This is a genomic window from Streptomyces sp. P9-A2 (assembly GCF_036634175.1).
GTDB classification, from domain to species: domain Bacteria; phylum Actinomycetota; class Actinomycetes; order Streptomycetales; family Streptomycetaceae; genus Streptomyces; species Streptomyces pratens.
On record NZ_JAZIFX010000001.1, the window covers coordinates 4,448,773 to 4,470,549 of the forward strand.

Annotated in this window: 17 protein-coding genes and 1 pseudogene; 10 read left to right on the forward strand and 8 right to left on the reverse strand. The window is 71.4% G+C overall.

Going from position 1 to position 21,777, the window contains the following annotated elements; genetic code table 11:
* Positions 1-38: 38 nt before the first annotated feature.
* The 6 genes from V4Y04_RS20290 to V4Y04_RS20315 form a co-directional block, all read right to left on the reverse strand.
* Positions 39-227, reverse strand: a complete 189-nt coding sequence (locus tag V4Y04_RS20290; protein ID WP_332429607.1) for a hypothetical protein — start codon at positions 225-227, stop codon at positions 39-41.
* Between the two features lie 187 nt (positions 228-414).
* Positions 415-1,365 (reverse strand): alpha/beta fold hydrolase, encoded by a 951-nt coding sequence (locus V4Y04_RS20295; RefSeq protein ID WP_332429608.1) that lies wholly within the window; start codon positions 1,363-1,365, stop codon positions 415-417.
* Entirely contained in the window at positions 1,362-1,850 is a 489-nt protein-coding gene (locus V4Y04_RS20300) for a phage holin family protein (RefSeq protein ID WP_332429609.1), read from the reverse strand. Before V4Y04_RS20300 ends, V4Y04_RS20295 begins: the two co-directional genes overlap by 4 nt.
* Positions 1,851-2,082: 232 nt before the next feature.
* Entirely contained in the window at positions 2,083-3,519 is a 1,437-nt protein-coding gene (gene nhaA, locus V4Y04_RS20305) for a Na+/H+ antiporter NhaA (protein WP_332429610.1), read from the reverse strand.
* Between the two features lie 299 nt (positions 3,520-3,818).
* Positions 3,819-5,774, reverse strand: a complete 1,956-nt coding sequence (gene acs / locus V4Y04_RS20310; RefSeq protein ID WP_332429611.1) for an acetate--CoA ligase — start codon at positions 5,772-5,774, stop codon at positions 3,819-3,821.
* 205 nt (positions 5,775-5,979) lie between these two features.
* Positions 5,980-8,610: a bifunctional SulP family inorganic anion transporter/carbonic anhydrase gene (locus V4Y04_RS20315; RefSeq protein ID WP_332429612.1), complete on the reverse strand. Its 2,631-nt coding sequence runs from the start codon at positions 8,608-8,610 to the stop codon at positions 5,980-5,982.
* A gap of 432 nt (positions 8,611-9,042) precedes the next feature.
* On the opposite strand from V4Y04_RS20315, the gene V4Y04_RS20320 reads away from it, so the two are divergent.
* Positions 9,043-10,314 carry a polysaccharide deacetylase family protein gene (locus tag V4Y04_RS20320; RefSeq protein ID WP_332429613.1) on the forward strand — a complete coding sequence of 424 codons (1,272 nt, stop codon included), beginning with the start codon at positions 9,043-9,045 and terminating at the stop codon, positions 10,312-10,314.
* 94 nt (positions 10,315-10,408) lie between these two features.
* On the forward strand, positions 10,409-11,272 hold the full coding sequence (locus V4Y04_RS20325) for an oxidoreductase (protein ID WP_332429614.1): 864 nt from the start codon (positions 10,409-10,411) through the stop codon (positions 11,270-11,272).
* Positions 11,273-11,721: 449 nt separating this feature from the next.
* Here V4Y04_RS20325 and V4Y04_RS20330 read toward each other — a convergent pair whose 3' ends face one another.
* Entirely contained in the window at positions 11,722-12,555 is an 834-nt protein-coding gene (locus tag V4Y04_RS20330; protein ID WP_332429615.1) for an HAD family hydrolase, read from the reverse strand.
* Positions 12,556-13,133: 578 nt separating this feature from the next.
* Between V4Y04_RS20330 and ssd the strand changes: the two genes are divergently transcribed.
* From ssd to V4Y04_RS20365, 7 genes and pseudogenes are all read left to right on the forward strand, one after another.
* Positions 13,134-14,240 (forward strand): septum site-determining protein Ssd, encoded by a 1,107-nt coding sequence (gene ssd, locus V4Y04_RS20335; protein ID WP_332429616.1) that lies wholly within the window; start codon positions 13,134-13,136, stop codon positions 14,238-14,240.
* 209 nt (positions 14,241-14,449) lie between these two features.
* Positions 14,450-15,652, forward strand: a complete 1,203-nt coding sequence (locus V4Y04_RS20340) for a TadA family conjugal transfer-associated ATPase (RefSeq protein ID WP_332429617.1) — start codon at positions 14,450-14,452, stop codon at positions 15,650-15,652.
* A gap of 136 nt (positions 15,653-15,788) precedes the next feature.
* Positions 15,789-16,640 (forward strand): type II secretion system F family protein, encoded by an 852-nt coding sequence (locus V4Y04_RS20345; protein ID WP_332432930.1) that lies wholly within the window; start codon positions 15,789-15,791, stop codon positions 16,638-16,640.
* On the forward strand, positions 16,637-17,425 hold the full coding sequence (locus V4Y04_RS20350) for a type II secretion system F family protein (RefSeq protein ID WP_332429618.1): 789 nt from the start codon (positions 16,637-16,639) through the stop codon (positions 17,423-17,425). The genes V4Y04_RS20345 and V4Y04_RS20350 overlap by 4 nt, the downstream gene beginning before the upstream one ends.
* Before the next feature lie 93 nt (positions 17,426-17,518).
* A complete protein-coding gene (locus tag V4Y04_RS20355) occupies positions 17,519-17,728 on the forward strand; it encodes a DUF4244 domain-containing protein (RefSeq protein ID WP_332429619.1) in 210 nt (69 codons plus the stop codon).
* Positions 17,715-18,101: a TadE family type IV pilus minor pilin gene (locus V4Y04_RS20360; RefSeq protein WP_332429620.1), complete on the forward strand. Its 387-nt coding sequence runs from the start codon at positions 17,715-17,717 to the stop codon at positions 18,099-18,101. The genes V4Y04_RS20355 and V4Y04_RS20360 overlap by 14 nt, the downstream gene beginning before the upstream one ends.
* Before the next feature lie 137 nt (positions 18,102-18,238).
* Positions 18,239-18,613: pseudogene (locus V4Y04_RS20365) on the forward strand (Rv3654c family TadE-like protein); the annotation flags it as partial.
* An 89-nt stretch (positions 18,614-18,702) separates the two neighbouring features.
* Here the strand turns inward: V4Y04_RS20365 and V4Y04_RS20370 are convergent.
* On the reverse strand, positions 18,703-21,273 hold the full coding sequence (locus V4Y04_RS20370; protein ID WP_332429621.1) for a DEAD/DEAH box helicase: 2,571 nt from the start codon (positions 21,271-21,273) through the stop codon (positions 18,703-18,705).
* A 79-nt stretch (positions 21,274-21,352) separates the two neighbouring features.
* Here V4Y04_RS20370 and bldG point away from each other — a divergent pair, with 79 nt between their 5' ends.
* A complete protein-coding gene (gene bldG, locus V4Y04_RS20375) occupies positions 21,353-21,694 on the forward strand; it encodes an anti-sigma factor antagonist BldG (RefSeq protein WP_003991900.1) in 342 nt (113 codons plus the stop codon).
* The last annotated feature ends 83 nt before the right edge of the window (positions 21,695-21,777 follow it).

Sequence of the window (21,777 nt, forward strand, 5' to 3'; positions counted from 1 at the left end):
GAGGCCCCTCGGGAGCACGGCCGGGCGTACGCCCCTCGTCAGCCGCGTGGGTGATGGTGGCGAAGCCGCACCGAGACCCAGCGGGCCCGGCGGCGGAGGATATGCGGAATCCCGACCCTGAGATCCGTACCTGCCATCTCCGGTGCACCGCCTTGCTGGTGGGATCCCATACCGCCCGCCGAGCGGCGGTCGCGGCTTGCGTCACTGTAGTCGTGCGTCCAGCCCATACTCCGACCACTGCCCCCGACTCATGGTCGATAACCGCCTTGCGCAGAGCCGATTGGCCTATGCGCCAGGCAAGTGGCCGTTTGTAGGACAGGTGTTCAGATCCGATGATCGGTCTTGCGTAAGGAAGGGAAACGGAAGGGGTGCGGAAGGAGCACGGAAGGGACGTGGAAGCCGCCTGGCGTCCTGTCAGCGGTCGGGTTCCGGGTCCTTCAACCAGTTGATCAGCTCGGAGGAGAACGCCACCGGGTCCTCCTCGTGCGGGAAGTGGCCGAGCCCGTCGAACAGCCGCCAGCGGTACGGTGCTTCGACGTACTCCCCGGACCCGGCGGCGTTGCGGACGCTTGCCACGGGGTCGAGCGAGCCGTGCAGATGCAGGGTCGGGACCCGTACCGGCCGCTTCATCCGGCGGTTGAACTGGATGCCGTCCGGCCGGGCCAGCGACCGCACCATCCACCGGTACGGCTCGATCGAGCAGTGCGCCGTGGACGGGATGCACATGGCCCGCCGGTAGTTCTCCAGCGCCTTCTCCTCCGGCGGGCGGGGCCCGGACCAGGCCTGGATCAGCTTGGCCACCAGCGCCCCGTCGTCCGCGGTGAGCTGCCGCTCCGGGACCCAGGGCCGCTGGAACCCCCAGATGTGCGACATGGCGGACGACTGCCTGACGTCGGCGAGCATGGCCGCCCGCCAGCGCCGCGGATGCGGCATGGACGACACCGCGAGCCGTCGTACGAGCTTGGGGCGCATCGCCGCCGCCGTCCAGGCCAGGTATCCACCCAGGTCGTGCCCGACCAGCGCGGCGTCCGGCTCACCGAGGGAACGGATCACACCGGTGACGTCCAGCGCGAGGTTGGCCGGGTCGTAGCCGCGCGGTGTGCGGTCGCTGCCGCCGACGCCCCGCAGGTCCATGGCGACCGCGCGGAACCCGGCGTCGGCGAGCGCCGTCAGCTGGTGCCGCCAGGTCCACCAGAACTGCGGGAAGCCGTGCAGCAGCAGTACCAGCGGCCCGTCGCCGAGCTCAGCGACGTGGAAACGCGCGCCGTTGGCGGCGACGTCCCGGTGGGTCACCTCGGCACCGCCGGGGATGTCGAGGCGTACGGCCGAGAAGGGTTGCGCCGAAGGAGTGGCGGGGTCCGTCATGAGGACGAGCGTGCCACAGCTTCGATCGCCTCGGGGATCCGGTCCTTGGGGAGTTCCGGACGCGGGTGCGGCTTGGCCTTCTGCAGCACGACCGCGGTCTCCTTCACCGAGGCGGCCACCTTCTGCGGGCCGCGGCCCTTCTTCGCCTTCTTGGCGAAGACCATCCCGATCAGGGCGAGGACGAGCGCGACCAGCACGTTCGCCGCGAACGACAGCAGGAAGCAGACGGCCAGGTTCCAGTCGCTCCAGGTGTGGATGCCGTAGGCGAGGGCGAAACTCAGCATCGGCAGCGAGAACAGCAGGACGAGACCGGCCGCGGTGAGCAGTCCGCCGCTCGTCGCACCCCGCTGCACATCCCGCTTGAGCTGTGCTTTCGCCAGGGCGATCTCGTCGTGCACCAGCGCGGACATGTTCTCCGTCGCCGAGGCGAACAACTGGCCGATGCTGCGTTCGGCGCCGACCGGGCTGCCGTCGGGTGCGCTCATCGCGGTCTCCCTCTTCTGCTTTCGTCCTGCGTGCCTCTGCGTACCTCTGAGTAAGGATCAGTCTGCCGCCTGACGGCCCCTGTCCGCCCCATCACCTGCGTCGACCGCGTGTGTCCGGTGGTGTGTGTCCGGCCGACCCCGACTGAATCCGACAGACTTCGACCGACTCCGACTGGATTCGACCGGCTCCGGATGACTCAGACTGTCCTGACCTTTGTACTGTCCCGTCAGATCATGCCGGATCGTCGTGATCCTCGCCTGCCCCGCCCGGCACTTCGGCAAGCCTGCGGTGTTCCTCGGTCTTCTCCCGGGCGAGCCGGCGGTGCTCGGCGGCCTTGCGCTCGTGGATCTCCGCCATACGCAGGTGGTACGCCGGATCGTCCTCCTCGTAGATGTCCGGGACGCCGCTGAGGTCGTCGTCGCGCTCCTCCTCCTCGGCCAGCCTGCGGTACTTGGCGTTCCGGATCCTCAGCAGCACGGTCGCGACGGCGGTGGCGATCAGCGATCCGGTCAGTACGGCGGCCTTGACACTGTCCGCCATCGACGCGTCGTCCTTGAAGGCGAGTTCGCCGATGAGCAGGGAGACGGTGAAACCGATCCCGGCGAGTACCGCCACCGCCAGGATGTCCGCCCAGGCGAGGTCGTCGCTGAGCGACGCCCTGGTGAAACGCGTGGTCAGCCACGTACCGCCGAAGATGCCGACCGTCTTGCCGACGACCAGGCCGAGGACCACGCCGAGCGTCTCGGGCTGGGTGAACACGTCCGCGAGCGCGCCACCGGAGATCGCCACGCCCGCGCTGAACAGGGCGAACAGCGGGACCGCGAGGCCCGACGAGAAGGGCCGGACGAGGTGCTCGATGCGCTCGCCGGGGGACTGCTCCTCACCCTCGCGGCGGTGGCAGCGCAGCATCAGGCCCATGGCGACACCGGCGATGGTGGCATGGATCCCGCTGTTGTACATCAGGCCCCAGACGGCCAGGGCGAGCGGCACATACACGTACCAGCCGCGTACACCCTTGCGCAGCAGCAGCCAGAAGGCGGCCAGGCCCACCACGGCACCGGCGAGCGCGAGGAAATCGAGGTCGTCGGTGAAGAAGACCGCGATGATCAGGATCGCGAAGAGGTCGTCGACGACGGCGAGGGTCAGCAGGAAGGCTCGCAGTGCGCTCGGCAGCGAGGTGCCGATGACGGCGAGTACGGCGAGCGCGAAGGCGATGTCGGTGGCGGTGGGCACGGCCCAGCCGGCCGGTGAACCGCCGCCGATGCCGCTGGTGAGCGTGTAGACGAGGGCCGGTACGACCATGCCGCACAGGGCGGCGATGACAGGGAGCGCGGCGGCCCGGGGGTCGCGCAGATCACCGGCGACGAGTTCGCGTTTGAGCTCGACGCCGGCGACGAAGAAGAAGACCGCGAGCAGTCCGTCGGCGGCCCAGTGCGCGACGGACAGGTTCAGCCCGAGCGCCTCGGGCCCGAAGTGGAAGTCGCTGACACTCTCGTAGCTGTCCTGCAGGGCGGGCACGTTCGCCCAGATCAACGCGGTGATCGCGGCGACGAGCAGCAGCATGCCGCCGACGGTCTCGGTGCGCAGCGCGTCCGCGACGTAGGTCCGCTCGGGCAGGGAGAGGCGGCCGAAGGCCTTGCGCGGGCTGGGGGTGCGGGAGGCGGTCACGGATGGTCCTCTGGTCGTCGGGCAGCACGAATCGTGTGCCGACCAGACTTCCCGGCGCTCCATGAGACAACTGTGGGGGGACGGCTTGCTGTGGCCGTCCTTCGTGGTCACTGTAGCCAACGTGCTCCGGCACCGCACGAAGGGCTTTCGATGACGGACATCACAGAGGCACCCGGCGTGCGTACGACGCCGGGTGCCTCCGCGGCCCGTGGGCGGGCTGTGACCGGTGGGCCCGAGGGGAGGAACCAGGAACCCTCCTCGGGCCGGTTCTCGGGTCGGTCCTCGGGCCGGTCCCCGAGTCAGTCCTCGCTGGACGACTGAGGAAGCTTCGCCTGGATCAGATTCATCACGGTGGCGTCGGTCAGCGTGGTGACGTCCCCCAGCTCACGGTTCTCCGCGACGTCCCGCAGCAGACGACGCATGATCTTGCCGGAACGGGTCTTCGGCAGCTCGTTCACCGGCAGGATCCGCTTGGGCTTGGCGATCGGGCCCAGTGTGGAACCCACGTGGTTACGCAGCTCGGCGACCAGTTCCTCGGTCTCCGCAGCCGTACCGCGCAGTATCACGAAGGCGACGATGGCCTGCCCGGTCGTCTCGTCCGCCGCGCCGACCACGGCCGCCTCGGCGACCGACGGGTGGGAGACGAGCGCCGACTCCACCTCGGTGGTGGAGATGTTGTGCCCGGAGACCAGCATCACGTCGTCGACCCGGCCGAGCAGCCAGATGTCCCCGTCGTCGTCCTTCTTGGCGCCGTCGCCCGCGAAGTACTTGCCCTCGAAGCGGGACCAGTACGTGTCGAGGAACCGCTGGTCGTCGCCCCAGATGGTGCGGAGCATCGACGGCCACGGCTCGGTGATGACCAGATAGCCCCCGCCGCCGTGCGACACCTCGTTGGCCTCGTCGTCGACGACGGTCGCGGCGATGCCGGGCAGCGGGGTCTGGGCGGAGCCCGGCTTGGCGGCGGTCACGCCGGGCAGCGGCGAGATCATGATCCCGCCGGTCTCGGTCTGCCACCAGGTGTCCACCACGGGGGTGCGGTCCGCGCCGATGTTCTTGCGGTACCAGATCCAGGCCTCGGGGTTGATCGGCTCGCCGACGGAGCCGAGGACCCGCAGCGAGGACAGGTCGAACTTCGCGGGGATGTCGTCGCCCCACTTCATGAACGTCCGGATCGCGGTGGGCGCCGTGTAGAGGATCGTCACGCCGTACTTCTGCACGATCTCCCAGAAGCGGCCCTGGTGCGGGGTGTCGGGCGTGCCCTCGTACATGACCTGGGTCGCGCCGTTGGCGAGCGGCCCGTAGACGATGTACGAGTGTCCGGTGACCCAGCCGACGTCGGCCGTGCACCAGAACACGTCCGTCTCCGGCTTGAGGTCGAAGACCGACCAGTGGGTGTACGCCGTCTGGGTGAGGTAGCCGCCGGAGGTGTGCAGGATGCCCTTCGGCTTACCCGTGGTGCCGGAGGTGTAGAGGATGAACAGCGGCTGCTCGGCCTCGAACGCCTCGGGGGTGTGCTCGGTGCTCTGGCCTCCCACCAGGTCGTGCCACCACACGTCGCGGCCCTCGGTCCAGGCGACGTCCTGGCCGGTGCGGCGGACGACGAGGACATGCTGCACGGTGTCGACGCGGCCGGCCGCCTCGTCCACGGCGGGCTTGAGCGCGGACGGCTTGCCGCGCCGGTAGCCGCCGTCGGCGGTGATGACGACCTTGGCGTCGGCGTCCTGGATGCGGGTCGCGAGCGCGTCCGCCGAGAAGCCGCCGAAGACGACGGAGTGCGCGGCGCCGATGCGGGCACAGGCCAGCATCGCGATCGCGGCCTCGGGGATCATCGGGAGGTAGACGGCGACCCTGTCGCCCTTTTGGACACCCAGCTCCAGCAAGGCGTTGGCGGCCTGGGAGACCTCGTCCTTGAGCTGGGCGTAGGTGATCGCGCGGCTGTCACCGGGCTCGCCCTCGAAGTGGATGGCGACCCGGTCGCCGTGCCCGGCCTCGACATGCCGGTCCACGCAGTTGTAGGCGACGTTGAGCTCGCCGTCCTTGAACCACTTGGCGAACGGCGGGTTCGACCAGTCGAGGGTCTCGGTGGGCTCCTTGGCCCAGGTCAGTCGGCGGGCCTGCTCGGCCCAGAAACCGAGCCTGTCAGCCTTGGCCTGTTCGTACGCCTCCGCGGTGACGTTGGCGTGGGCGGCCAGGTCGGCGGGGGGTGTGAACCTGCGTTCTTCCTTGAGCAGGTTGGCCAGGCTTTCGTTGCTCACGGCATCTGCCTTTCCCGGAGTGTCCGTTGTGTCCCAGGCCACAGCTCATCAGACCCAGGGGTGCGCTGACAAGGGTCGTCGGCAAAGTGGTTTAGACCTTTTGAGGTCGGCTCTGCTTCCGTGGCCAGGGGTCATCCCTACCCACGGACGCCGGTGGCGTGCGGTTCACCCTCGGCAATGCCTCGTATGCCCGGAGAGCGGATTTTCACAGCGCCAGGTCCTCGGCCCGTACCCGGTCGAACACCCGCTCCCCGGCGACCTCGGTGAGGAGATACGCCTGTGCCTCCCCCACGTGGAAGTAGAGGCCATGGAGCGTCAGGAGCCCGTCCTTCAGGGCGCGGGCCACCGATTCATGGGCGCGCAGGTGCTCCAGCTGCTGGACGACGTTGGCCAGGCAGAGCTCCTCGGCCGTGTCGGCCGGCGCCCGCCCGGCCAGCCGCACCCGGGGCCCGCTCCCGTTCCGCACGTGCTTCAGACTCGGCAGTCCGTGCCGCAGCCACCGTCTCAGCGGTGTGCGGTCACTCGGGCCGCCGTCCGGCCGGGGGTCGAGCAATGCCTGCATCGCACCGCAGCCCGAATGCCCGCACACCGTGATGGACCGCACCGCCAGTATCTCCACGGCGTACTCGAGGGCTGCCGCCACCGAGTCGTCACCGCTCTCCTCACCCGGCGGCGGCACGAGGTTGCCGACGTTGCGGACCACGAACAGGTCGCCCGGACCGCTGGAGGTGATCATCGAGGTGACCAGGCGCGAGTCGGCGCAGGTGAGGAACAGCTGTGTCGGCCGCTGTCCCTCGCGCGCCAGCCGGGCCAGCTCACCACGTACCCAAGGAGCGGTGCTCCGCTGGAACGTACTGAGTCCACGCACCAGGTCGGTCCCGGTCCCGGTTCGGGACGTCCCCGGCCCACCGGCACCCGACACACTCCCGGTGCGGGAGACAGGCCCCGTGTCTGCGCCCGTGTTCGCGCCTGTTCCCGTGCCCGACGGGTCGTCTCCTATGCCGGGCCAGGTCGGCCGCCCGTCGTGACCGGCCCGTCCGTCTTCCGCGTCATGGAGGTCGCCGGTATCGCCGGTATCGCCGGTATCGCCGGTATCACCGGTGTCACGGCTGTCACGGCTGTCGTGGTCTCTCCGGTCGTCCTCGGGCGCGAAGAGCGGGGGCTCGCACTGGTGGTTGCGCCAGGTGGTCCAGGGCCGGCAGCGGCACCCGGCGCCGGACGGCACGTCGGTCCCGTCGGTCCCGTCCGTCACGGGAGAAGAGGTGAGGACCGCGGGTTCGGCGATCCGAACGCCGACTCCGGGCCGGCGGCCGGTGATCTCCACCGCTCCGCCCCGGGCGGTGTGCGTGTTCTGCCAGTCCTGCAGTGCCTCGTACGCCGCGTGGTCCATGAACGAGCCGTTCAATGCCACGACCCCGGTGGCCCCCTGGGGCACCAGATGCAGGATCCGGCTGAGTCTCGGCACTGCGAGGAACGTCAACTGCCCTCGTACATGTACGTGATGGACTCCTTCCCTCTCCTCATGCGTGATCCGGGTACGGGTGAGGCGGTGCAGAGCCACGCCCACGGCGACGGCGATCCCCAGGGCGACGCCCTCCAGGACCCCCGCGAACACCACGCCGACGGCGGTCACGGCGTAGACCAGGGCTTCTCGGTGGCGAGTCACCGTACGGATGTGGTGCAGGGAGACCATCTGGATGCCGACGGCCATCACCAGGGCGGCGAGTGAGGCCAGCGGGATGAGCTCCAGGGCCGGAACCATAAGCAGCGCGGCGACCACTACGAGAACGCCGTGCAGCATCGTGGAGTTCCGGCTCACGGCACCGGCGCGCACATTCGCGGAACTGCGCACGGCGACCCCTGCCACGGGCAGGCCGCCGAGGCAGCCGGAGGCGATGTTCGCGGTGCCCTGGCCGAGCAGTTCGCGGTCCAGGCCGGAGCGGGGGACATGGTCAGGACCGGGGCGGCGGGCCACCAGCTTGTCCACGGCGACCGCGCCCAGCAGCGACTGCACGCTGCACACCAGCGTGGTGGTGAGCACGGCGGCGACGAGCCCGAGCACGGGCCCCTCGGGGAGTCCGGCGAGTGCGTGGCTGCGCCAGGACGGCAGGTCCACCTCGGCCAGGACGAGACCGGTGGCCGCGGCCGTCACCGTGGCCCCGGTGACGGCGACGAGCGGAGCGGGGACCATGCGCAGAACGCGGCCGGCCCGTCCGGGCAGCTTCGGCCACAGCAGGAGCAGGGTGAGGGTGAGCACGCTCACCGCGACGGCCGCGGGGTCCACGTTCGCCAACTGGGCGGGCAGTGCGCGGAGGTTGTCGGGGACGGAACTCTGTGGGGTACCGCCGAGGACGATGTGCACCTGGGCGACGGCGATCGTGACGCCGATGCCGGCGAGCATCCCGTGCACGATCGCCGGGCTGACGGCGAGTGCGCCGCGGGCCACCCGCAGGCAGCCCAGGCCGATCTGGGCGAGTCCGGCGAGGACGGTGATGGCGCAGGTCGTCCTCCACCCGTACTGCTGGATGAGGTCGGCGGTGACGACGGTGAGCCCGGCGGCCGGACCGCTGACCTGGAGCGGGCAGCCGCCGAGCCGTCCGGCGACGACCCCGCCCACGGCGGCGGCGACCAGGCCGGCCTGGAGCGGAGCGCCGGTGGCGAGAGCGATACCGAGAGACAGGGGCAGGGCGATGAGGAAGACCGCGACGGCGGCCGACAGATCCGCCCCCGCGATGAGCGGGAGGCGGCGTGGCCGGTCCGGCGGCGGACTGTGGGGCGGATGGGCACGCTCGGGCCGGTTCGGGCCGGCGGTATGGGTGGGAACACAGGCTGGCATGCTTCCCGTCTCCTCCGGGGCTACGTGGTCGAGGGATGGGGGCGGCCCGCTCGAGGGCGGGGGTGGGAGTGGCGGGGGGGACGGCTCGGGACGGCGGGAGCCGACAACGGCGGGGTGGTAACTGCGAGGTCTGGCAACGGCAGGGTCAAGAGAGGGCGGGGCCGGTCAACGGTGGTGAGGCGCCTTGATGACGGGGAGATCCCAACTGTCAGTAAACGAATCGTAATTCAGAGTAAAGGGCAGGCATAGACTTTCCCGGCAAATGGGGTAGTTGGCCACCCTCATGGGTGAACCGGGCATTTTATCGGCTTGTCGTATTAATTCCTTCTCGACCACGTGCGACTTTGGCGGCGTTGCCGGCGCGGACCGGCGCAGCACCAGACATCTCCCCCCGCCAGGGTTGGCCCGAGAGAAGGAAGAAGGTGGGCGGACATGGCCGCCACCCGAAGGATCGCCGTGAGCACCGTGATCACCGCGGTCTGCGCCGCCTCGCTCGCCGGCTGCGGAACCGGTATCGACGGCTCGGGGAAGGAACCGCCCGGCCTCGAGAAGGCGAAGCCGGCGCCGGCGCCGGAACGGGCGGCCCGGCTGATCGGTGACGGCTCCACCGCGTACACCGGGGCGCAGCCGCACCTGGCAGAGCCCGAGCGGCTGAAGCCGGGTGAGAAGCCCCCGCAGTTCGTCGTCTTCTCGTGGGACGGCGCGGGTGAGGACAGTCAGAAGCTCTTCTCGCACTTCCGCGAGGTCGCCAAGGAGAACGACGCGACCATGACGTACTTCCTGAGCGGCGTCTACATGCTCCCGGAGGAGAAGCGTGACCTGTACCGTCCGCCGCAGCACTCGCCCGGCCGTTCCGACATCGGCTTCAACGACGCGGAGGGCATCGCCGCCACCGTGAAACAGCTGCGTCTCGCGTGGCTGGAGGGCAACGAGATCGGCACCCACTTCAACGGCCACTTCTGTGGCGCCGACGGCGGAGTCGGCGAGTGGTCGGTGGCGGACTGGAAGGACGAGATCGCCCAGGCCAAGCAGTTCGTGAAGGAATGGAAGACACACACCGGCATGAAGGACGAGGCCCCGCTGCCCTTCGACTACGACAAGGAGCTCATCGGCGCCCGCACCCCTTGCCTGGAGGGCCAGGAGAACTTCACGAAGGCCGCGAGCGAGCTGGGCTTCCGCTACGACACCAGTGGCGTCAACAACCAGGTGTGGCCGAAGAAGAAGCGGGGCCTGTGGGATCTGTCGCTGCAGCTGGTCCCGTTCCCCGGGCACTCCTTCGAGCAGCTCGCCATGGACTACAACTTCATGGTCAACCAGTCCGGCACCACCACCCAGGGCGACCCCGCGAAGCACGAACTGTGGGGCGACCAGATGCGGGACGGCCTGCTCGCCGGCTTCCAGCGGGCCTATGACGGCAACCGGGCACCCCTGATCATCGGCAACCACTTCGAGTCCTGGAACGGCGGCACCTACATGCGCGCCGTAGAGGAGACCGTCGAGGCGGTGTGCACCAAGCCCGATGTCCGCTGTGTCTCCTTCCGGCAGCTCACGGACTGGCTGGACGCCCAGGACCCGCAGACCCTGGAGAAGCTGCGCACCCTGAATGTGGGTGAGAGCCCGAAGCGGAGCTGGAAGTCCTTCTTGGCCGCCGACCCCGCCCCGGCCCCCAAGGGAGTACCGGGGGCGCCCGCGACGAAGGGGTGAGCGATGACCTTCGGCGCGGCTTCGGCCGGCGGCCCGGCGTGAAGAAGACCACTCCGTCGCGGGGCGGGGGCCCAGAGTGCGTAATGTCGTACTCATGAGTACGACAGGAGCGACCGCCGATCCTCCCCCGAGCTCTCGGAAGAGCTCGAACGGGGGGGACCCCCTTGCGGCCCTGGGCTCGCTGCCCGGTGTGGCCGACTCCGTGGAATCCGTGCGCAAGGCCGTGGACCGGGTCTACGGACACCGGGTCATGCGGCGGCGCAGCAACGAGATCACCTCCGAGGCGGCGCTGCGCGGCGCCCGCGGCTCGGCAGCGCTGTCCGGCGCGGACTGGGCGCTGGAGGAGGTACGCAGGCGCAGCGACTTCGGCACCGACGACGAGGCGCGCACGATGGGTGCCGCGCTGCGACTGTCCGCCGAGGCGGGCCAGCTGCTGACCATCTGGCGGCAGTCGCCTCTGCGGGTGCTCGCCCGGCTGCACCTGGTGGCAGCGGCCGACCGCGCCGACCAGGCCGGGCGGCCCCGCAAGGAGGGCGAGCCGGTCGACGAGCCCTTGATCGGCCTCCCGCTGCCCGGCACGGCGGAAGCGCACGGCAGGCTGGAGGGTCTGGCCGAGCTGATCATCGGGGGCGGTTCCGCCCCGGCGCTGATCACGGCCGCCGTCGTGCACGGCGAGCTGCTGGCGCTGCGCCCTTTCACCTCCTGCAACGGCCTTCTCGCGCGTACGGCCGAGCGCATCGTGCTGGTCGGCAGCGGGCTGGACCCGAAGTCGGTCTGCCCGGCCGAGGTCGGCCACGCCGAGCTGGGCCGCGAGGCCTACCTGACGGCTCTGGAAGGCTACGTCTCCGGCACTCCCGAGGGCTTGGCAGGCTGGATCGCCCATTGTGGACGGGCGGTCGAGCTGGGGGCGCGTGAATCCATGGCGGTGTGCGAGGCGCTGCAGCGAGGGGCGGCGTAATACGCGTGTGAGGCCGGCCTGTGCGTCGAGTGAAGGCGTGAAAGCGGTAAGGCGGTGGAGAGACGCTTGCGCCGGCAGTTGTGCAGAGATGCGGCGGTACGAATTCTCGTACCGCCGCTGGCATGTCCACCTGGTTACCAAGCGTCCTCGATATATGCCCATCAGGCCGGGAACTCTGCCCGTTCCTGGTGCGGCTGGCCCGTAATCGACGGGTCGACGTCGCGTGGGTGCCCTGTGACCATGCTCGGTCCGTGGGGCCAAATGCGTTGCGAAGGTGATCCTCTCGGATGTCCTTGGTCTCGCGGGCCGTTGATTCCTTTGTACTCCAGGTTCCAAGCAAGCGGAAGTGGGGGACTCGCTTCTTTACTTTTAGGTTCAAAGGCGCGCCAATCGGGCGCCGGTGTGTCGGGCGGAAACCGGCCAGGTCGGTGTGTCTTCGCGGTGGCCGGTCAGGCCACCGTCGCGCGGCGTCGGCTGGCGTACCAGACCATGCCCGCGGTGGCCGCGGCGGCTCCTATGGCGGCAGCCGCCACCAGGGCCGGACGGGGCGGGACGGAGAGTGCGGGGAGGCGCTGTTTGAGCCGGACGGGCCGGTGGAAGTCCAGGATCGGCCACTCGCGCGCGACGGCTTCGCGGCGCAGTGTCCGGTCCGGGTTCACGGCGTGCGGGTGGCCCACGGACTCCAGCATCGGCAGATCGGTCACCGAGTCACTGTAGGCGTAGCAGCGGGCGAGGTCGTAGCCCTCCGACCCGGCCAGCTGCCTGATCGCCTCGGCCTTCGTCGGTCCGTACGCGTAGTACTCCACCTCTCCGGTGAAGCATCCGTCGTCGCCCACCACCATGCGGGTGGCGACGACCCGGTCCGCGCCCAGCAGCTCGCCGATCGGCTCGACCACCTCGGCTCCCGAAGTGGACACGATCACCACGTCCCGGCCGGCGGTGTGGTGCTGCTCGATGAGGGTGGCGGCCTCGTCGTAGATGATCGGGTCGATCAGGTCGTGCAGGGTCTCGGCGACGATCTCCTTGACCTGCCGGACGTTCCAGCCTCGACACAGCGCGGACAGGTACTTGCGCATCCGCTCCATCTGGTCGTGGTCGGCACCGCCGGCCAGGAAGACGAACTGGGCATATGCGGTACGCAGGACTGCCCTGCGGTTGATCAGGCCGCCTTGGTAGAACGACTTGCTGAACGTGAGCGTGCTCGACTTCGCAATGACCGTCTTGTCCAGATCGAAGAAGGCGGCTGCGCGGGGCAGTGAGTGGTTTTCCACGCCCCTGAGCATAGGTGCAGCCCATTCGGCGTAAGGCGTGGCGCGTGGGTTTGCCTGAGAGGGCTCTCGGGTACACCATGGAAGTCACGGATCGTTCGCGACCGTGCTAACCCGGTCCGGCTCCTCCCCCCCCGAGTCGGCCGTGGGGACGACCCCCGCTCTCCCCCCCGGCGGGGGTCGTCGCATGTCCAGGTGGGGTTTCCTTCTTCTCGACACGGTCGAGGCGTCGCTCGCGGAGTGAGCCTCGGTCATTTTGTCATGCTCATGACTGGTCACCCTGTGTGTCCGAGGGGATGCTCTGCGGGATTTGTGCGTGAGTTACTCGGGGCTCACCGGTATGGGTGACGGCGATATTCACAAGCGTCGACCTGTCCACAGTTTTTGACCAAGATCCACACGATTTTCCGGATCGCTGCACCGTGATTCCAGCGCGTCCCGCTCGCGGCGAGTTCACCGCTCGTTCCGTTTGTCGAGTCGCGTACGGCCCGGTTTCTGTCGGCCGTTCATATCGAGGCGGCTTGCCGGTTCTCACACGTTGGGGAATCGCGGGGCCGCAGAGGCATCGGGAGATGCGACGAAGGGGGAAGGAAATGGCAGGAACCGTCACACACGATCCGCCGCCCGCCGCCGGAGGAGGCAGGCCGGGCGGACCGCTGATCGTCACCGAGGACGCCGGGCTTCTCGACGACCTGCTGCGCCTGTGCGCGGCGGCCGGTGCCACCCCGGAGGTCCATCACGGGGTACCGGAACAGCGGGGCAGCTGGGAAGCCGCACCACTCGTCCTCGTCGGTGACGACGCCGCGCGGCGTGTGCGCGGTGCCGCGCGGCGGCGCGGAGTGGTGCTGGTCGGCCGCGACCAGGACGACCCAGGGGTCTGGCGCCGGGCCGTCGAGATCGGCGCCGACCATGTGCTGATGCTGCCCGACGGTGAGCAGTGGCTGGTCGACCGCATCGCCGATGTGGCCGAGGGCGTCGGCCGGCCGGCCCTGACCGTCGGTGTCCTCGGTGGCCGGGGCGGGGCCGGGGCCTCCACGCTCGCGTGCGCGCTCGCCGTCACTTCGGCGCGTGAAGGGCTGCGCACTCTCCTGGTGGACGCGGATCCGCTGGGTGGCGGACTCGACGTGGTCCTCGGCGGCGAAACGGCGGAAGGGCTGCGCTGGCCCGCTTTCGCCGCCTCGCGGGGGCGGGTCGGTGGCGGAGCCCTGGAGGAGTCGCTGCCCGAACTGCACTCCCTGCGAGTGCTCAGCTGGGATCGCGGCGACTGCGTCACCGTACCGCCGCAGGCCGTACGCGCCGTGCTCGCCGCGGCCCGGCGCGGGGGCGGCACGGTCGTGGTCGACCTGCCGCGGCGTGTCGACAGCGGGGTGGCCGAGGTCCTCGCGCAACTCGACCTCGGACTCCTGGTGGTCCCCGCCGAACTGCGGGCCGTCGCGGCGGCCGGACGCGTCGCCTCCGTCGTCGGCATGGTCCTGCGCGACCTGCGGGTGGCGGTGCGCGGGCCGTACGCACCCGGTCTCGACGACCGTGAGGTGGCCAGGCTGCTCGGACTGCCCCTCGTAGGCGACGTGCCCCTCGAGCCCGGCCTGCAGCACCCGCCGGGCTCGGGACGGCCGCCCGGGGCGTCCGGCAGGAGCCCGTTGGCCCGCTTCTGCAAGGAGTTCTGGGAGCGGGCGCTGGTGGAGGCGAGGGCCGCGTGAACATCAGAGGGCTTCAGAGGCCGGATGGGCCGCACGGGATGCCGGCGGACGGCCGGGAGAGCACGGTACCCGTGGAGCCGTGGGGAGTGCCGCCGGCTGGGTTCGGGGGCATGGCTCCGGCGGGTGTCGGGGATGGCGGTGCGGCTGCTGCGGGCTCCCGGAGCGCGGTGGCGGCGGGGCACGGGGCCGGGGCGCCGGTGGCGGGAAGGATGCCCGGTACGTCGCAGAGCGCGCCGGAGGGCGCACCCCACATGCCTGCCGGACTGCTCGACGGGGTACGGCGGTGGCTCGCGGAGAGCGGGTCCGAACCGACGCCCGCGCGGGTGGCGCAGGCACTGCGGGAGCAGGGGCGGGTGCTCGGCGCCGCCGAGGTGCTGGGCACCGCGGAACAGTTGCGGTCCGAACTGATCGGCAGCGGCCCGCTGGATCCGCTCCTCGCCGACCGGTCGGTCACCGATGTGCTCGTGTCGGCACCCGACCGGGTCTGGGTGGACCGGGGCGGCGGGCTGGAGCTGACGGGCGTCTCCTTCCCGGACGCGGTGGCCGTACGCAGGCTCGCCCAGCGGCTCGCCGCCGTGGCAGGCCGGCGCCTGGACGACGCCCGGCCCTGGGTCGACGCGCGGCTGGCCGACGGGACGCGGCTGCATGCCGTGCTGCCCCCGGTGGCCGTCGGCTGCACCTGCCTGTCGCTGCGCGTCGTACGGCCCCGCGCCTTCACCCTGGACGAACTGACGGCGGCGGGCACGGTGCCACCGGGCGGCGAGCGGATCCTGCGCGCGCTGCTCGGCGCGCGACTGTCCTTCCTGGTCAGCGGCGGCACCGGGACCGGCAAGACGACCCTGCTCAGCGCATTGCTGGGGCTGGTCGGTCCGGACGAGCGGATCGTCCTCGCCGAGGACTCGGCCGAACTGCGACCCGACCACCCGCACGTCGTACGCCTGGAGACCCGGCCCGCGAACCAGGAGGGCGCCGGACTCGTCACGCTCGAGGACCTGGTGCGCCAGGCGCTGCGGATGCGGCCGGACCTGCTGGTCGTGGGTGAGGTGCGCGGCCCCGAGGTGGTCCATCTGCTGGCAGCCCTCAACACCGGACACGCAGGCGCCGGGACCGTTCATGCCAATGCCGCCGCGGACGTGCCCGCCCGGCTGGAAGCGCTCGGCACGGCGGCCGGGCTCGACCGTTTCGGGCTGCACAGCCAACTGTCGGCAGCCCTGTCCGTGGTGCTGCACCTCGTCCGTGACCGGGCCGGACGACGGCGGATCGCCGAGGTGCACGTGCTGGAACGGGACCCGTCGGGGCTGGTGCGGACGGTGCCCGCGCTGCGCTGGGGCCCTGACGCGTTCGTCCCCGAGCGGGGGTGGGATCGGCTGCGGGCACTGCTCCGGAACACCGGCGACGGCGGCGGGCCGTGAGGGGGCGGCTCCTGGAAGGCCGGCTCGCGAAAGAGCGGCCTTTGGGAGATCAGTACATGAACGAGGGGCCGTCGAACCGGTGGGAGCGGCAGATGCCGAGAGGGGACCGAGGGTGAACGGGACTGCCGGAATGTCGATGGGGACGGCCACGGTGTGCCTCGGGGCCGCCGCCTGGCTGCTGGGCGGCCGACGGGCCGGAGCCCGGCGGGCACGGCTGCTGCTGGCCGGTGGGGGACCGGTCGGGAGCGGGCCGCCGGGATGGCCCGGGGTGATCCGAGTGTGGGGGCGCATCCGGGGGCGGCTGAGCGCCGAATGGTGGGCCCTGGCCACCGGGACGGTACTGGCGCTGCTGGGCACATCGGTGCTGCCGTTCGTCGCGGGCGCGGTGGGGGTGCCGCTGCTGCGGCGGGTGCGGCTGGCCGCTGGGGAGCGCCGGGTCCGTGAGCGCAGGAACGACGCGGTGATCGCGCTGTGCGGGGCCCTCGCCGGGGAGGTGCGCGCGGGGCGGCAGCCGGGTGAGGCGCTGCCACCGGCCGCGCGTGACTCCGGCGGGCTCGGCGACACCCAGGCGGCGGTGCTGGCGGCCGCACGCTTCGGCGGGGATGTCCCGGACGGGCTCGTGGTGGCGGCGAGGCAGCCGGGCGCCGAAGGGCTTCGCGGGCTCGCGGCATGCTGGCGGGTCGCCGTGGACCAGGGGGCGGGACTCGCGGCCGGACTCGACCGGCTGGAAGCTGCGCTGCGTGCCGAACGGGACCAGCGGGCCGACCTGCGCGCCCAGTTGGCCGGCGCCCGCGCCACCGCGGTGATGCTCGCGGGGCTCCCCGTCCTGGGGCTGGGGCTCGGCGCGGCCCTCGGGGCGGACCCCCTGCACATCCTCCTGCACACCCCGTCGGGGCTCGGCTGCCTCGTGGCCGGCGGGGTCCTGGAAGGGCTGGGGCTGTGGTGGGTGCTGCGGATCATGCGGGGTGCCGAGGATGCGACGACATGAGCGGTGACGTTTTCCACGGGCTGGGGGTCGTCGTGGGGGTGGCGACGGCACTCGGCTGGCCGGCCTGGTGGCTGCGCCACGCACGGTGCGAGCGCCGGCTGCGACGACGGCTGGCCGGGACGCTGGCTGTGGAACAGGAGGCGGCCCGGCCACGCCTCACGGTGCCGGAAGGCGCGCGCGGGTGGCTGCCCCCGGTGGGAGTGGTCTGCGCGGGCTGGGCGCTGGTGGGCGGTCTCGCCGGAGTGCTGGTGGGGCTGGCCGGAGCCGTCGGACTGTGGCGGTGGCGCCTGCGGCAGACGGCGTCCGGGGCGCACGAGCGGGAACGTGCCGCGGCCCGTGCGGCGCGACAACTCCCCCTTGCCGCCGATCTGCTGGCCGCCTGCATCGCGGCCGGCGCCGGGCCGGTGCCCGCCGCGCAGGCGGTCGGCGAGGCCCTGGGCGGGCCGGTCGGGGACGCGCTGGCCGGAGGCGCTGCGGAGGTGCGGCTCGGTGGGGAACCGGGCGCGGCCTGGCGCCGGCTGGCTGCCGTGCCGGGAGCCGCGACCCTGGCCCGGTTGCTGGAACGGGCCGACGTGTCCGGGCTCCCCATGGCCGCGCCCGTCGCACGGCTCGCCGCGGAGTCCCGTGCTCGGTGGGCCCGCGCGGCGACGGCACGGGCACGGCGGGCCGCCGTCATGGTCACCGCGCCGGTGGGTCTGTGCTTCCTGCCCGCCTTCGTCGCGGTCGGCGTGCTGCCCGTGGTGATCGGGCTCGCCGGCGGGGTGCTGGGAGGAGGTGGTCGATGACGGGAGAGAACCGAGAACGGCGGCAGGACAAACAGGCAAACGGACAGACAGTCGAGTGGTTTTTCAACAGAACCTTTCCATAAGGGGGTTGAGATGTATCAGGTGGTACGGGCGCGGCTGCGTGCCCTGGTGTGCAGGATGCGCGCGGCACGGAAGGACTCCGGAATGGTCACTTCCGAGTACGCCATGGGCATCGTGGCGGCGGTGGCGTTCGCCGTCGTGCTCTACAAGGTGGTCACGAGCGGCCCGGTCGCCGCGGCGCTGACGAAGATCGTGGAGCAGGCGCTCGATGGCCGGATGTGAACGGCGCTCGGACCGTGGCTTCGTGACGGCGGAGTCGGCGATGGTGCTGCCCGTGCTGGTGATGTTCGCGATGGCGTTGGTGTGGGGGCTGTTGGTGGTGGCGGCGCAGATCCGGTGCGTGGACGCGGCTCGCACCGGGGCCCGCGCGGCGGCCCGGCAGGATTCTCCCGGCGCCGTCGTCGAGGTGGCCCGCCGGGCGGCGCCGTCCGGCGCGGAGGTCACCGTGCGCCGGGAGGCGACGCAGGTTCGTGTGGTCGTCGTGGCCAGGCCCCCGTTACTGCACGGGCTGCCCTTCGAAGTACGGGAGGAGGCGGTGGCGGCCGTGGAGGGAACGGTGGCGGCCGTGGAGGAGACGGCGGGGGCGGACACGTGAAGCACGGGATCCGTGACCGGCGGCGACGGCAGAGCGGCCGGGTTCGCGGCCGAGGGCATGGGCGTGGGCGTGGGGCCGGTCCGCCGGACCGGGGGCCCGAGCGTCATGCCGGCGGGGAGTGCGGTGGGACGCGCACCATGCGGGCCGGGCAGGAGGCCGGGCCGGGGCGTGGCCTCCGCCGGGACAGCAGCCGGCACCGGGACGGGGGCAGGCACCCGTCCCGGTGCCCAGACCGACATCGGTACTCCGGGCAAGGCCCCGACCAGGGCTCCGCGACCGTCTGGAGTGTCGGGGCCATCGCCGTGCTGTGTGTCGTCTTCGGCGTCGTCCTCACTCTGGGGCAGGCCGTCGTGGTCCGGCACCGGGCGGCCGGCGGTGCGGACCTCGCCGCGCTGGCGGCGGCGGACCGGTGGATGGACGGTGCGGCGGAGGCCTGTGCGCGGGCCCGCCGGGTGGCCGGGGCGCAGGGTACGCGCCTGGTGCGGTGCACGGTCGAGGGCGAGGTCTCGGACGTGTCGGTGGCCGCGGGGCGAGGACCGTTCGAGGCGGAGGTCAGGGCGCGGGCGGGGCCGGCCGGTCCGGTGGCGGCCACCGCTGCCGCTCACCCCTGGCCGGCCTCCGCTGTCATGCCGTCCGTCCGGCTTGCCTCTGTCCGGTTCGCCTCCGCCACCATGCCGTCCGTCCGGCCTGCCGCCATCTGCTCCGCCTCCGTCACGGTCTCCTTCGCCGGTGCACCCGCCAGCAGCACCGTGAGGAGCCGTACCGCACCTCGCTTGTGCAGCGGTTCGTTGCCGTTCCCGCACTTGGGGGACTGGATGCAGGACGGGCAACCGGCCTCGCACTCGCAGGAGGCGATGGCCTGCCGGGTGGCGGTGAGCCAGTCGCCGGCGGTGTGGAAGGCGCGCTCCGCGAAGCCGGCCCCGCCCGGATGACCGTCGTAGACGAAGACGGTGGGCAGCAAGGTGTCGGGGTGCAGGGGCACGGAGACCCCGCCGATGTCCCAGCGGTCGCAGGTCGCGAAGAGGGGCAGCATGCCGATCGACGCGTGCTCGGCGGCGTGCAGGGCACCGCCGAGGATCTCCGGGTTGATCCGGGCCCGGTCCAGCTGGTCCTCGGTGACCGTCCACCACACCGCGCGGGTGCGCAGCGTACGGGGCGGCAGGTCGAGTTTGGTCTCGCCCAGTACCTCGCCGGTGATGACACGTCGACGCAGGAAGGAGACCACTTGGTTGGTGACCTCGACGGAGCCGTAGCACAGGCGGCCGTCGCCCCACGGGATCTCGGTGTCCGTCTCCAGTACGGAGATCGACGTCGTGTCGCGGGCGACCGTCGTGTAGGCCGGGGAGGCCTCCTCGACCAGGGCGACGGAGTCCTCCAGGTCGAGGGAACGGACGAGATACGTGCGGCCCTGGTGCAGATGGACCGCGCCCTCGTGGACGGTCGTGTGCGCGGCGCCGGCGTCCACCGTGCCGAGCAGCCGTCCCGTACCGTCCTCGACGATCTGGACGGGACGGCCGCCCTCCCCGCGGATGTCGGTCAGGTCGGCGGCCCGTTCCCGACGGGTCCAGTGCCAGGCCCTGGTCCGGCGGCGGAGCAGCTTCGCGGCCTCCAGCTGCGGCAGGAGCTCCTCGGCGGCGGGTCCGAACAGCTCCAGGTCCTCGTCCGTCAGCGGCAGTTCCTCGGCCGCCGCGCACAGGTGCGGGGCGAGCACATAGGGGTTGTCGGGGTCGAGGACGGTGGATTCCACGGGCCGGTCGAACAGGGCTTCGGGGTGGTGGACGAGGAAGGTGTCCAGGGGATCGTCGCGGGCGACCATGACGGCGAGGGCGCCCTGCCCGGACCGTCCCGCACGGCCCGCCTGCTGCCACAGGGAGGCCCGGGTGCCCGGGTAGCCGGCGATCACCACGGCGTCCAGGCCGGAGACGTCCACACCGAGTTCCAGGGCGTTCGTCGCGGCGAGTCCGAGGAGTTCGCCGGAGTGCAGGGCACGTTCGAGGGCGCGGCGCTCCTCGGGGAGATAGCCGCCCCGGTAGGCCGCCACCCGCCGGGCCAGCGAGCGGTCGACCTCGGCCAGGCGTTCCTGGGCGATCACCGAGATCAGTTCGGCGCCGCGCCGAGAACGTACGAAGGTGACCGAGCGGACGCCCTGCAGGGTGAGGTCGGTCAGCAGGTCGGCGGCCTCGGCGGTGGCGGTACGGCGGACGGGGGCGCCCTTCTCGCCGTGCAGTTCGGTCAGCGGAGGCTCCCAGAGAGCGAACACCAGTTCGCCGCGAGGTGAGGCGTCGTCGGCGACCTCGACCACCGGCAGGCCGGTGAGGCGGCGGGCGGCGACAGCGGGCTCGGCGGCGGTCGCCGAAGCGAGAAGGAACACGGGCGAGGCGCCGTAGCGGGCACAGAGCCGGCGCAGTCGGCGCAGCACCTGGGCGACGTGCGAGCCGAAGACGCCCCGGTAGGTGTGGCACTCGTCGATGACGACGTACTTCAGGGACTTCAGGAAGGAGGACCAGCGGGCGTGGGACGGGAGGATGCCCCGATGCAGCATGTCCGGGTTGGTCAGGACGTAGTTGGCGTGCTGGCGGATCCACTCGCGTTCCTCGAACGGAGTGTCGCCGTCGTGGACCGCCGCGCGCACCGAATGGCCCAGAGGTTGTGAAAGTTCCTTCACAGCACGGCACTGGTCGGCCGCCAGGGCCTTCGTGGGGGCCAGGTAGAGGGCGGTCGCACCGCGGCCGTTCGGGGCCTCGGAGCCGTCCAGGAGCGCCGACAGGACCGGTGTGAGATATGCCAGGGACTTGCCGGAGGCGGTGCCGGTGGCGACCACGACCGATTCGCCGTCCAGGGCGTGCTCGGCGGCGCGTGCCTGGTGGGCCCATGGATGGTCGATGCCCGCGGCCTGCACGGCGGCGAGCACCTCCGCCCGGATCCGGTCCGGCCAGACGGCATGGCGGCCCTCGCGCGGGGGCAAGTGCTCCGTATGAGTAATGCGCGAAGCCCTGCTCGGCCCGGCGGCGAGCCGGCCGAGGAGCGCTCCCGGCGAGGGCCGGGGAGCGCTGTCCGTCGGGGACCGATCGGGTCGGAGATTCTTGGCCATCGGCACCGAGTGTGTCACCGGCATGACGGACAATGGGGCCAAGGCGTCGTGCACGCCTGCCGGTAAGTGATTGAATGCCATCGCGGCTGGCGAACCGTCCAGGGGGCTGAGCCGAGATGCCCCAAGGGCGACCGCTCGATAGCTAGGTGCTGGAGGATCCGTGGACCTGTCCCTGTCGACCGAGACCATGGGCGATCGCACGATCGTCAGGGTCGGTGGCGAAATCGACGTATATACCGCGCCCAAGCTGCGCGAGCAGCTGGTCGAGCTGGTGAATGACGGCAGTTTCCACCTTGTCGTCGACATGGAGGGTGTGGATTTCCTCGATTCAACCGGACTCGGCGTGCTGGTCGGCGGCCTGAAGCGTGTGCGTGCCCATGAGGGCTCGTTGCGCCTGGTCTGCAACCAGGAGCGCATTCTCAAGATCTTCCGCATCACCGGCCTCACCAAGGTGTTCCCGATTCACACCTCGGTCGAGGAAGCGGTGGCGGCCACCGACTGATCACCGGTCCCGGGCGTCCGCGCCCGGGAGAGCAGTGAAGTACGAGGAGGACCGGGCTCTTCGGCGGCCCGGTGCCTCCCCAC